The organism is Limisalsivibrio acetivorans (genome assembly GCF_000421105.1).
GTDB lineage: Bacteria > Chrysiogenota > Deferribacteres > Deferribacterales > Geovibrionaceae > Limisalsivibrio > Limisalsivibrio acetivorans.
The window spans coordinates 697,016-709,318 of record NZ_ATWF01000001.1 but is presented as its reverse complement, the minus strand read 5'-3'; the positions used below and the strand labels follow the sequence as shown (position 1 = coordinate 709,318).

Below are 12,303 nucleotides of genomic sequence, written 5' to 3'. Positions count from 1 at the left end.
TTATGGACTATGCAAAAGAAATAAGACGCCTTGCGGAAGAAAACGATGCGGTAATCCTAGCGCACAACTACCAGCTACCCGAGATTCAGGATGTTGCCGATATAGTTGGCGATTCCCTCGGCCTTAGTATAGATGCGGCGGAGACGGAAAAGAGCATGATCGTCTTCTGCGGTGTGCACTTCATGGCAGAGACTGCGTATATGCTCTCTCCGGACAAAACGATCCTTCTCCCCGTTGCCGATGCCGGCTGCCCCATGGCTGATGAGATAAGCGGCGAACAGCTGCGTGAGTTTAAGGCGGAGCATCCCGGCGCAACGGTTGTGTGTTATGTGAATTCCACGGCTGCTGTAAAGGCGGAGAGCGATATAGCATGTACATCAGGAAACGCTCTGAACGTTATAAAGAGTATAGATAACGACAGGATCCTCTTCGTGCCGGACAGAAACCTCGGCCACTATGTTTCAAGGTTCACCGACAAGGAGATCATCTGCTGGGACGGATGCTGCCCTGTGCACGATAAGGCGGTTGTCTCCGGCGTTAAGGAACTCAAAGCAAAATACCCCGATGCACTTGTGGTAGCCCACCCCGAGTGCCCACCCGATACAATCGATATAGCAGACCACGTCTGCTCCACTTCAGGAATCTTCGACTACTGCCGAAACAGCGATGCGACAAGTTTCATCATCGCCACCGAAGAAGGCGTGGGCTACAGACTCCGCAAGGAGAGCCCTGATAAGGAATTCTTCTTCGCTTATGACAATTTTGTTTGCGAGGATATGAAGAAAACAACCATAAAGGATCTCTATAACGCACTCCTGCATAAAAAGAATGTGATAACCGTCGATAAAGAAGTCTCCGAGAAGGGTAGGCGATGCATCGAAAGGATGCTTGAGGTTCCCAGAAGCGAGTAAAAAATATCTTCCGGTTATGGTTGAATTATAGAACATCTGTGCTATTATACGCACCCAATTATCAGGAGAAACGATGGCCACTTCAGAAAAACACTTTAAGAAACTCGCTCTGGCCAGTGACCATGGCGGGTTTGAGCTAAAGGAACAGCTCGTTAAATATTTAACTGAAAATGGACTTGATGTTTTAGATCTCGGAACACACGGTGAAGAATCTGTGGATTATCCCGATTTCGGAGCGAAAGCAGCCAAGGCTGTTCTTAGCGGCGAGGTAGACGGCGCAGTTATCATGTGCGGAAGCGGCATCGGTATAAGTATGACAGCGAACCGCTTCCCCGGCATTCGTGCCGCACTCTGCTGGGATACATACACAGCCAAGATGAGCCGTCTTCATAACGATGCGAACATCCTCGCCCTCGGTGGAAGGATCATCACCTTCGAGAGAGCCGTGGATATTGTGGATACTTGGCTTGAAACACCCTTCGAGGGTGGACGCCATGAAAGGCGTGTTAAAAAGATCGACGATGCCGCTAAGGCAACAAGTTAGAAGGGGTGAGCTGGTATGGGAATGTATGACCTTATAAAGAAACAGGACGCAGAAGTATACGACAGCCTTATGAAGGAGCTTGGCAGACAGGAATCCCACGTTGAGCTCATTGCTAGTGAAAACTTTGTAAGCCCCGCCGTTATGGAGGCGCAGGGCTCAATAATGACAAATAAATACGCCGAAGGATACCCCGGCAAGCGTTACTACGGCGGATGCGAATATGTAGACGTTGCAGAGGAGCTTGCCATCGAAAGGGTAAAGAAGCTCTTCGGTGCAGAGTTCGCCAACGTACAGCCCCATTCGGGAAGCCAGGCGAATATGGGAGCCTATATGGCAGTCCTTGAGCCCGGCGACACCATCCTCGGCATGAACCTCTCCCACGGCGGACATCTTACCCACGGAAGCCCTGTAAACTTCTCCGGCAAACTGTATAACGTTATCTCCTACGGCGTAAGCAAGGATACCGAATATATCAACATGGACGAGGTAGAGAAGCTTGCCCTTGAGCATAAGCCGAAGATGATAGTTGTGGGCGCAAGCGCATACCCCAGAGTAATAGACTTCCCCGCCTTCAAAGCTATTGCGGAGAAGGTTGGCGCATATGTACTTGTGGATATGGCCCACTTCGCTGGTCTCGTGGCTGCGGGTGTGCACCCGAGCCCCATGGAGCATGCGGACTTCGTAACAAGTACAACACATAAAACCCTGAGAGGACCTAGAGGGGGCGTTATACTCACCAACAACCCCGACCTCGCCAAGAAGGTTAACTCCAGAATATTCCCCGGAATACAGGGGGGCCCCCTTATGCACGTAATCGCTGCAAAGGCGGTTGCCTTCGGTGAGGCACTCACAGATGAGTTCAAAGTATATCAGGCTCAGATCGTAAAGAATGCCAAAGCCCTCGCAGAAACGCTTACAGCAGAAGGTTACAGGCTTGTATCCGGCGGTACGGATAATCACCTTATGCTTGTTGATCTCACAAAGCAGGATATAACAGGTAAAGATGCCGAAGCCGCCCTGGGCATGGCGAATATCACAGCGAATAAGAACACCATCCCCTTTGAAACGAGAAGCCCATTTGTTACAAGCGGAATACGTCTCGGCACACCCGCTGTTACCAGCAGGGGCATGAAAGAGGGTGAGATGAAGATAATAGGCAAATGCATCGCAGATGTTTTTAACAATATCAGCGATGAAGCGGCCGTGAAGGATGTTAAAAACAGGATAGAGGACTTAACCTCTAAGTTTCCTCTCTATAAGGGTGTAATGTATTGAGACCCGATTGGGATCAGTATTTTATAGAGATTACAAACATTGCTAAAAAACGCTCCACCTGCTTGAGAAGGCAGGTGGGCGCAGTTATCGTTAAGGACAAACATATACTTGCCACCGGATACAACGGTGTGCCCTCGGGGATAAGCCACTGCTCAGAAGTGGGGTGTCTCCGGATGAAACTGAACGTTCCCTCGGGTGAGAAACATGAGCTGTGCCGGGGGCTTCACGCCGAACAGAATGCCATAATACAGGCGGCCTACCACGGCGTGTCGATAAGCGGGGCAACTCTTTATTGCAACACCAAGCCCTGTTCAATCTGCACTAAGATGCTGATAAATGCCGGGATTGCCCGCATCGTCTATGAGGAATTCTACTCAGACGAGCTTGCGGATGCTCTTCTGGCCGAAACAGATATATCACTCGAACAATTCGATAGGTGAGCAGATGCCGTTTTACGGATTCAAAGGGGGGATTCACCCCGACTACAACAAAACCGCCACCGCAGGAAAGGCCGTTGAGGTCCTGCCTGTAAAGGAGGGCGGTCATTATTTCATCCCTCTTGCCCAGCATATCGGGGCCCCTGCAAAGGCGCTCGTTAAGAAAGGGCAGGAAGTGAAGGCCGGTGAACTCATAGGCAAGAGTGCCGGTTTTATCAGTGCAAATATCCATGCCTCCGTATCAGGAAAGGTTGTGGGTCTGCAGAACATCCCCCATCCCGTTGCAGGAAAGGTTCCCGGCGTTGTTATTGAGGCCGCAGGGGATCAGGACGACATAATGCCTGTGGAAGAGGGGGAGAAGTTCCAGGATACGGTGCTCAATGCCGGTATCGTAGGCCTCGGCGGAGCAACCTTCCCGACGAACGTTAAGCTGAGCCCTCCCAAAGAGGTGGACACGCTTATCATCAACGGTGCGGAGTGTGAACCCTATCTTACATGCGACCACAGGCTTATGCTTGAGAACGCAGAGGAGATCCTCAAGGGTGCGCTTACCATCCAGAAGGAGCTTGGGATCAACTACCTTATCATCGCCATCGAGGAGAATAAGCCCGATGCGCTTGAGGTATTCTCGAAGCTCGGCGAAAACTATGAGTTTGAGCTTGTACCTCTTGAGGTAAAGTATCCTCAGGGTGGTGAGAAACAGCTCATTAAGGCAACGGTGGACAGGGTTGTGCCCGAAGGTGCTCTCCCCCTTGAGGTGGGTGTTATCGTCCACAACGTTGGCACATGTGTGGCTGTCTACGATGCCATCGAAAAGAAGAAGCCTCTCATAGAAAGACTTGTAACCGTTACGGGAGCCGTGGGCGAGCCGAAAAACCTGCTCGTTCGCATCGGTACCCCCGTTTCAGAAATAATCGAACACTGCGGCGGTTTTCCCGAGGGTGTCAGGAAGGTTGTCATGGGCGGGCCTATGATGGGATTTGCCATACCCTCCCTTGATACGCCTATGATGAAGGGAACCAGCGGTCTCATCGCCTTCCGTGAATCGGATATGCCCAACCTTAAGCAGACAAACTGCATCCGCTGCGGCAGATGCGTTGATGTCTGTCCCATGGGCCTTATCCCTGCCATCATGGACAGGTACGTTGTTAAGGAGATGTACGAAGAGCTTGCCGACTGGCACGTTATGAACTGCATAGAGTGCGGATGCTGCTCCTTTGACTGCCCCTCAAGAAGGAACCTTGCCAGCGGTTTCAAAACATCCAAGAGAGAAGTTATGAAGATTCTCAAAGCACGTGAAGCAGAGGCGAAGAAATGAGCCAGGATAAGCTTCTAGTAACGTTTTCACCCCATGTAAGAGACAGAATGACCTCGGACAGGATCATGCTCCTCGTGGTGCTTGCCCTTGTTCCCAGTATGCTCGTCTCTGTATATGTATACGGCTTCTATGCCATCAAAACCTACGCCCTGACGATACTCTTCTGCCTTGCCTTTGAGGCGGGATTTCAGAAGATACGGGGAACAGCCATTACCCTCGGGGACAACAGCGCACTCCTCACCGCCATACTGCTGGCGATGAACATGCCTCCCAATCCCCCATGGTGGCTGCTTATGGTGGGTAGCCTTGTGGCCATCGTCATATCAAAGCAGGTCTTCGGCGGTCTGGGTCACAACCCCTTTAACCCCGCCCTTGTGGGAAGGGTATTTCTGCTCATCGCATGGCCCGCTCAGATGACAGGCTGGATCGAGGCATCCACTGTTAAGGCTGGCTTCGCCTTCGATACTGTCAGTGCGGCTACCCCCCTCGGGCAGGTTAAGGCGGAGGTACTCACCCACGGAGAGATCGTATCAGATAACCTTGCCGGAATGACCGACCTGCTCGTCGGTACCGTGAACGGCTGTCTCGGCGGAGATTCCGCCATAGCTGTCCTTATCGGTGGACTCTTTCTTATATATAAGAAGATCATACGCTGGCATGTACCCGCAACCTATCTGGGCACAGTATTCGTTCTTACAGGCATCTACTGGTTCTTCTCACCCGATAAGACGCTTACACCCATACAGCACCTTTTTGCCGGCGGTCTTATGCTCGGTGCCTTTTTCATGGCAACCGATTATGTGACAAGCCCCATGACCCCCAAGGGTCAGATAATATTCGGCGTAGGCTGTGGTGTTCTTACAGTGGTTATCCGTCTCTTCGGCGGTTATCCCGAGGGTGTTGCATTCAGCATACTTATAATGAACGCATTCGTTCCTATAATCGATAACTATATGAGGCCCAAGAGCTTCGGGGAGGCTGCGGCATGAACCAGGGCTCCTTCAAGATGGTAATCGTACTTACAGTAATCGCAGGGATTTCCTCGCTCATCCTTGCCTTTGTTTACAGCATGACAAAGGATAAGATCGCAGAGGAGTACAGAAAGGACTTCCTCAAAGGCCTTCAGGTCGTTCTGCCCGAGTTTGAGAATGAACCCGATGTTGAGGCTGTTGAGTACGAGGGTAAAAAGCTCTATCCGGCCAAGCAGGATGGTGAGATTGTGGCATGGGCTGTCCGCTCTGTAAGCCATAAGGGCTATAGCGGCGATATCGCCGTCCTCATCGGTGTGAACCTCGAAGGTGAGGTTACGGGTATAGAAATACTCAAACACGCTGAGACCCCAGGCCTTGGGAACAAGATCGAGTTCCCTGAGTGGAGAGCATCCTTCAAAGGGCTTACAGCAAACGACAACATAGCCGTTAAAAAGGACGGCGGTAACATAGACGAATTCAGCGGGGCTACCATATCCCCCAGAGCCGTGTGCGAGGCCGTATCCAAAGGCCTCAGCTTCATGGAAAAAGCATTACCGGAGTTGAGCAAATGAGACTTTCAAGCCTGACAGACGGAGTATTTAAGAACAACGCCGTACTAAAGCAGGTTCTCGGCCTCTGTCCCGCACTTGCGGTTACCACATCCGCAGTAAACGGGATAGCCATGGGGGGCGCCACAATGGCGGTGCTTATGGGCTCCAACATCGTTGTTTCACTCACAAAGAAGCTTATCCCCAGCAAGGTGAGGATACCGGCTTACATTGTCATTATCGCCAGTTTCGTTACCCTTGTGGATCTCATAATGAACGCCTACATGCACGACCTGCACAAGGTACTGGGGCTTTTCATCCCCCTTATCGTTGTTAACTGTGTCGTTCTCGGCCGTGCGGAGAGTTTCGCCTCCAAGAACGGTCTTGGCGATGCACTGCTGGACGGTATCGGAACGGGGCTCGGCTTCACCTTCGCACTCTTCGTTCTCGGCGCTGTGCGTGAGGTTCTTGGTAATGGAACGTTATTCGGCGCAGGGCTTTTTGGTGAATCCTTCCAGCCCTCCATCGTTATGATTCTTCCTCCGGGGGCATTCATTGCGCTCGGATTTATTATGATGGTGAACAACTACATCGAGGAAAAGAGACGTTCCTCTGGAAAGGGGGCGTAAGATATGGGTGAATTAGCGCTTATACTCGTCGGAGCGGTTCTTGTTAACAACCTTGTACTAAGCCGCTTCCTCGGAATATGCCCCTTCTTCGGTGTTTCAAGGAAGGTGGATACTGCCATCGGTATGAGCATGGCGGTAACCTTCGTTATGACCGTTGCTGGGATAATCACATGGATGATCCAGTACGCCGTGCTTAATCCCTTTAACCTTGCCTATCTCCAGACCATTGTCTTTATTCTGGTGATTGCATCCCTCGTACAGTTCGTTGAGATGGTAATCGAGAAGACTTCTCCGGATCTTTATAAGAGCCTTGGTATCTTCCTGCCGCTCATTACGACAAACTGTGCGATTCTTGGTGCCGCTATCCTGAACATTCAGTCCGGCTTCGGATTCGTTCAGATGCTTGTGTTCACCATAGGTTCGGCACTCGGTTTCGGCCTTGCCCTCGTTCTCTTTGCAGGGATCAGGGAGAGGATCGAGCTGTCGGATATCCCGTACTACTTCCGCGGTGTTCCAATTGCGTTTATCACCGCGGGCATACTCGCTTTGGCCTTCATGGGCTTCAGCGGACTTGTAAAGTAACAAGGAGCCTGTACCTATGACTGCTGCTGTATTAACAATGCTTGCCACCGGCTTCGCAGCCGGATTCGGGCTCATGGTAGCCTCTAAAAAGTTCCATGTGGACAAGGACCCCCGTATCGAGGGGATTAATGAACTGCTTCCTGCGGCCAACTGCGGCGGATGCGGATTTCCCGGCTGCGGCGCTTTGGCAGAATCCATCGTAGCCGGAAACTCTGGTCCCGATTCCTGTCCCGTGGGCGGTTCGGAGCTTGCCGAGCAGATTGCCGATTATCTCGGCATGGAGTTTGGCGGAGGGGTCAAGAAAGTTGCCCGTGTTAAATGCCGTGGAGGGAGCGATAAAGCCCCCGAAAAATACGACTACTACGGTCCTCGTGACTGCCACAGCATCGCCATGCTTGCCGGCGGAAACAAACTCTGTTCCTTCGGATGTCTCGGTGAGGGGAGCTGTGTCAAGGCCTGTGGATTCGATGCAATGCGCATGGGCGAGGATCGCATACCGATAATCGACCCCGTTATGTGTACCTCCTGCGGCATGTGCGTTAAGGCATGTCCCAGAGCACTTATCGAGCTGATACCCGAGGATAAACCCTTCGTGGTGACCTGCATGTCTAAGGATAAGGGCCCCGAAGTCAAAAAGAACTGTACAGTGGGCTGTATCGGATGCAGACTCTGTGCTAAGAACTGCCCTGTCGGTGCCATTGAAGTGGACAGCTTCCTCGCAAAGATCGATCCCGAAACCTGCATAAACTGCGGTAAATGCGAAGAGGTCTGCCCCACTAACGCTATACTTAAGTTCGAAGACTGATAAATAGTATTATATAAGACAGCAGGGGGCTGTAAAAGGCTCCCTGCAGCACTTAATCTATGTATATGTATGGAATTTCCCATCCATGGAAATTATTCTGCCGTTCGAAGAAAGAGGCTTCCTTCTCACTTACGCAAGCGAGCTTTCATCCATGAAAGCTTGAGCTAATCATACGTTTGAGATTGATAGGTAACAGGCTTCCAAGGATGGAAGCCCTGAAGGCGAAGCTGAATTGAATTGTATTCAATTTATGTAGCCGGAAGTAAGCGGAGCGAAGGCTTTGCCAAGCGTAGCGGCAGGGAAATTCTCAGGATGATGAATTTCCCAGATTAGTATGGATGGAAGCCTTGAAGGCGTAGCTGAATTGGGCACTGCGCAATTCACGTAGCCGGAAGTGCGAGAGGGGAGGGTTTCCCTACCCGATCAACGATGGAATTTCCATGGATGGAAAATTCCATAAATATAATTAAGACTAAGGGGAAAGTTTTCCCTAAAAAGTTCCCTGCGATCTTTTACTTTCATACTATAATACTAAATAAGTCACTAATGATTGGTTACGTGCTAAGGCACGCCATACTTTTGGCGCAAAAGTATGCAAAACTATTCCCTCAGAGTTTTACATCCCCCATTGTTACTCATTTATATTCATAAATTCGTAATTGATGGCGGTTCCCTCATTTCACTCTTTTTCCACCTGAAGTTTTGCTGATGCTGAGGAGTGTAACCTCACTTCATACATTTAAGCATTCTATATTTAAGATTAACTCTTCTGTCACGTGCGGCCAAAACTTCCGGGCGGTTCCAAAAGAGCTCATTCGGTTGTAAAACATTCGGGGAAGATTAAGAGGGTTATTTGCTAAACAGAATATTGGCTACTAGTCACCTGTTTAACGAAAAAGCGCTTCACGTCTCACGTTGTTTCCTCTTTAGTGTAAACGTTATAGCTACCGATTAAATCTATGGAATTTCTATGGTCTTATTTTATGCATATATTGCTTCAAGTATTTCCAGAAAAGTTCGATTAGTATCATAACCTGCGTATTTCAGGTATTGAACCCTTATCGAAACAATCGGGACAGTACACAATGAAATGGGGGCCCGTAAAGGCCATGCCGGATTTAATCGACAGGGAACTGATTCTCCAGCATAAGATTGCGCTTCTAAATAGGCTTAGCAATTTCTATCAGGTGAGCAGTTTCTTTTTTGCCCTTAAGAATGATATAATAATAACAGCCAACGATCAGTATACCGAAGAGGGGAGTGAAGAGGTCCATAATGATATGGGACGGATCCTCGCTGAGCGAATAAAACGCATCGTTGAAAACGCCCGCCTCCTTGAAGAAGGAGAGGGGGACAGCGATGAAAGTGCGAGAAAAAAAGCCGACCTCAAACGCAAACTTGTAAAGCTCAGTAAGGATATGGACTAAATCCTGCTTGACCCATCCCTTCGCCTGACTTATCATAAAGCGGTTTTAGTGAAATACGGAGGTCCTGATGAAAAGGCTGTTCATTGTTTTTGCCGCCCTACTGCTTGTAGCCTGCGGAGGCAAGTCCAAAATAGATAAAGTTAACTATTCCAAGAACTTCTCCGCAGCTGTAGTAAACAGGGTTGCAATCATTGATTTCAGCAAAACTGATGGGCACAACTACGACGTCAGCAATATTACCAGCAAGTTCACAGCGGAGCTTGTGGGATCGGAGCTATTCACCCTGGTGGACAGAAACGATGTGGACAAGATAATGAAAGAGGTCGGTTACCAGTTCAAGGGTGCTGAGATAGGTACGCTTACCCAGGAAACCGTTCAGAAACTTAAGCAGGTTGGCGCAGATACGATTCTGACCGGAAAGCTTATATCCTTTAAGCAGAACGGAGTGGGTGATTTCAAAACCTATTCCGAAGCCCACCTGACCGCAAAGCTTATCCGCATTGAAACCGGCGAAATACTATGGTCCGCTGAGATGCTTCGCAGCTCGAGGGGTAAGCTTGGTGGTTCCGAGGCTGATTATGCAGAACAGCTTCTTTCTGAGATAGTTACAAAAATGTCTGTGCCTCTCAAAACTGAGAGCACTTTCAGAAGAATTATCCGCCGCTGATAATCAAACCGTAGAACACCCTAAACCAATATTCTTGTTACGAACAGGTGTCGCTTATGAAGCCAGAGATTATAGTTGCGCTCGATTACTCAGAGCTTGAGCCCGTAAAAGGTATCGTTGAATCTGTAGGAGATGCGGTGAACTGGTACAAGGTGGGTCTTGAGCTATTCGTCTCCTGCGGTCCCGATGCCCTTTCATACCTTGCGGACAAAGGGAAGAAGGTCTTCCTTGACCTCAAGTTCCACGATATCCCCAATACTGTATCAAAGGTTTGTCTCTCCTCCCTTAAGTACGGCGTATCGATGATGAATATGCACGTGCAGGGTGGTGAGGAGATGATGAAAACCGCTGTGGATAAGGTATCAGAATCCGCTGGGGATAAAAGACCGCTTATGCTCGGTGTAACGGTTCTTACTAGCCTTGACGAAAACCACCTTTCCCAGTACGGCATCGTCACCCCCGACACAGCCTCATACGTGCTCAAACTGGCAGAGATAGCCAAAAGGGCGGGTATGGATGGCGTTGTCTCCTCGGCGAAGGAGACCCAGATTATCAAAGAGAACCTTGGTGAGGATTTTATAACAGTAACTCCCGGTATCCGCCCTGCATCGGCTTCCGTCGATGATCAGAAGAGGGTGGTGACGCCGGCGGATGCCAGACAGATGGGTACGGATTATATTGTGGTCGGCAGACCGATAACAAAGGCGGATAACCCCAAAGAGGCCGCAGAAGCTATAAAGGAGGAGATGGGATGGACAGATTAAATGATATTTTAGAGGTGTTCGAAAGGCATGATGCACTCCTGGAGGGGCATTTCCTGCTCTCCTCCGGTCTTCACAGCGACAGGTTTCTCCAGTGCGCACTTGTGTTGCAGTATCCAGCAATATCGGAGGAGCTTATCCATCTCCTCGAGATGCAGACATACCACCTCGAATTCTGTACAGTGGTAAGCCCTGCCATCGGTGGAATACGTTTCGGGTACGAGTATGCAAGACAGCTTCGCAAGCGCTCCCTTTTCACAGAAAGGCATGAAGGTGAGATGACGATGAGACGGGGCTTTACCCTCAGAAAGGGTGAGCCGGTGGTTATAGCCGAGGACGTTGTTACAACAGGAAAATCCACAAAGGAATGCATAAAGGCAGTTGAGGATGCAGGCGGAAAGGTTGTCGGAGTTGTGAGCCTTGTGGATAGAAGCAACGGAAAGGCAGAGTTCGGCGTACCTTACTACCCGCTCCTCCGGATAGATGTACACTCCTACGAGCCCGATGAGTGCCCCCTCTGCAAGAAGGGTCTTGAGCTTGTTAAGCCGGGCAGCAGGACTGTTAAGGTCTAAGAAAGATTCGTAAAAATACGCAAAATATTTCCCTTCGCCGTCCGGAAAACCGCCGGGCGGCGTCTTACTAGTTTGAAATTAGTTGAAAAGGATGATAATTTCTACTATAGACAAGTAATTCCACAGCGGCCAATTGTCTGTGTTAATATACCGAATATTTGAATAGCTACGGAGTTAAGCGGTTTGGAAAAATATACAAAAGTGGATAAATTCCTGATTATAAACCAGAAGGTTATCCTTGAGGTTAAGTCGGGCGATTATCCGGGAACCTATGATTCCCGCATCGAGGATGTTAAGCCCAAATCCATCCTTATAACGATGCCCACTGAAAAAACAGTTACGATTCCGCTCTCTTCCGGTGTTATACTTGATGTAGCATATGTATCTGAGCAGGGACGCTTTCACTTCAGATCGAAGGTGATCAAAAGAGTGAAAGAGGTTATCCCTCTCCTGGAGATTGAGAAGCCTGATGCTGTTTACCGCAAGGAATTGCGGGAATATTTCCGGGTAAATACCAGAGCAAAGATAAAGGTCCTGCTCACTCGGGAGGAGCCGGACGGAAGCATTAAGGAGAAGCTCTGCATAGCCAGTGTCCATGATATATCCGGCGGCGGTATAAGGATTATAAGCGAATGCCGGATGGAGATGGAGGAAATGGTAGAGGTCTACTTCGATGGTGCCATCCCGGGCCTTGAGAGCATACAGGGCAGGGTTCGAAGAGCCGTTGCCCTCGAAGAAGGGAAATATGAGGCAGGACTGGAATTTATAGACATTAATAACGTTGACAGAGACAAGGTTATTAAATATGTTTTCAAGAGGCAGCTTGAATTACGCAAGCTGATGGGATAGGAGGAGC

15 protein-coding genes are annotated in these 12,303 nt (G+C 49.6%); all 15 read left to right on the top strand.

All coding sequences use genetic code 11. From position 1 onward, the window contains the following. Positions 1-2 precede the first annotated feature (2 nt). The 15 genes from nadA (at position 3) to K300_RS0103310 (ending at position 12,296) form a co-directional block, all read left to right on the top strand. On the top strand, positions 3-911 hold the full coding sequence (nadA, locus tag K300_RS0103385) for a quinolinate synthase NadA (RefSeq protein WP_022850259.1): 909 nt from the start codon (positions 3-5) through the stop codon (positions 909-911). Between the two features lie 73 nt (positions 912-984). Further along, the gene (gene rpiB / locus K300_RS0103380) at positions 985-1,455 is read left to right on the top strand and encodes a ribose 5-phosphate isomerase B (protein WP_022850258.1); all 471 of its coding nucleotides are present in this window, start codon (positions 985-987) and stop codon (positions 1,453-1,455) included. Between the two features lie 21 nt (positions 1,456-1,476). Further along, the gene (gene glyA / locus K300_RS0103375) at positions 1,477-2,730 is read left to right on the top strand and encodes a serine hydroxymethyltransferase (protein ID WP_430681895.1); all 1,254 of its coding nucleotides are present in this window, start codon (positions 1,477-1,479) and stop codon (positions 2,728-2,730) included. After that, on the top strand, positions 2,727-3,170 hold the full coding sequence (locus K300_RS0103370) for a deoxycytidylate deaminase (protein ID WP_022850256.1): 444 nt from the start codon (positions 2,727-2,729) through the stop codon (positions 3,168-3,170). The genes glyA and K300_RS0103370 overlap by 4 nt, the downstream gene beginning before the upstream one ends. A gap of 4 nt (positions 3,171-3,174) precedes the next feature. Further along, a complete protein-coding gene (rsxC, locus tag K300_RS0103365) occupies positions 3,175-4,485 on the top strand; it encodes an electron transport complex subunit RsxC (RefSeq protein ID WP_022850255.1) in 1,311 nt (436 codons plus the stop codon). Next, complete coding sequence (locus K300_RS0103360; protein WP_022850254.1) at positions 4,482-5,474, top strand: RnfABCDGE type electron transport complex subunit D; 993 nt, start codon at positions 4,482-4,484, stop codon at positions 5,472-5,474. Before rsxC ends, K300_RS0103360 begins: the two co-directional genes overlap by 4 nt. Beyond that, positions 5,471-6,028 carry an RnfABCDGE type electron transport complex subunit G gene (locus K300_RS0103355; RefSeq protein WP_022850253.1) on the top strand — a complete coding sequence of 186 codons (558 nt, stop codon included), beginning with the start codon at positions 5,471-5,473 and terminating at the stop codon, positions 6,026-6,028. The genes K300_RS0103360 and K300_RS0103355 overlap by 4 nt, the downstream gene beginning before the upstream one ends. Next, positions 6,025-6,633, top strand: coding sequence for an RnfABCDGE type electron transport complex subunit E (gene rsxE, locus K300_RS0103350; RefSeq protein WP_022850252.1), 609 nt, complete (start codon positions 6,025-6,027; stop codon positions 6,631-6,633). Before K300_RS0103355 ends, rsxE begins: the two co-directional genes overlap by 4 nt. Before the next feature lie 3 nt (positions 6,634-6,636). After that, on the top strand, positions 6,637-7,215 hold the full coding sequence (gene rsxA / locus K300_RS0103345; protein ID WP_022850251.1) for an electron transport complex subunit RsxA: 579 nt from the start codon (positions 6,637-6,639) through the stop codon (positions 7,213-7,215). Between the two features lie 16 nt (positions 7,216-7,231). Beyond that, a complete protein-coding gene (locus K300_RS0103340) occupies positions 7,232-8,020 on the top strand; it encodes an RnfABCDGE type electron transport complex subunit B (protein WP_022850250.1) in 789 nt (262 codons plus the stop codon). A gap of 1,109 nt (positions 8,021-9,129) precedes the next feature. Further along, positions 9,130-9,447 (top strand): hypothetical protein, encoded by a 318-nt coding sequence (locus K300_RS0103330; protein WP_022850248.1) that lies wholly within the window; start codon positions 9,130-9,132, stop codon positions 9,445-9,447. Between the two features lie 67 nt (positions 9,448-9,514). Then, positions 9,515-10,114, top strand: a complete 600-nt coding sequence (locus K300_RS0103325; protein ID WP_022850247.1) for a CsgG/HfaB family protein — start codon at positions 9,515-9,517, stop codon at positions 10,112-10,114. Between the two features lie 56 nt (positions 10,115-10,170). After that, entirely contained in the window at positions 10,171-10,878 is a 708-nt protein-coding gene (gene pyrF / locus K300_RS0103320; RefSeq protein WP_022850246.1) for an orotidine-5'-phosphate decarboxylase, read from the top strand. After that, positions 10,866-11,447, top strand: coding sequence for an orotate phosphoribosyltransferase (pyrE, locus tag K300_RS0103315; RefSeq protein WP_022850245.1), 582 nt, complete (start codon positions 10,866-10,868; stop codon positions 11,445-11,447). Before pyrF ends, pyrE begins: the two co-directional genes overlap by 13 nt. 183 nt (positions 11,448-11,630) lie before the next feature. Beyond that, a complete protein-coding gene (locus K300_RS0103310) occupies positions 11,631-12,296 on the top strand; it encodes a flagellar brake protein (protein ID WP_022850244.1) in 666 nt (221 codons plus the stop codon). Positions 12,297-12,303 lie beyond the last annotated feature (7 nt).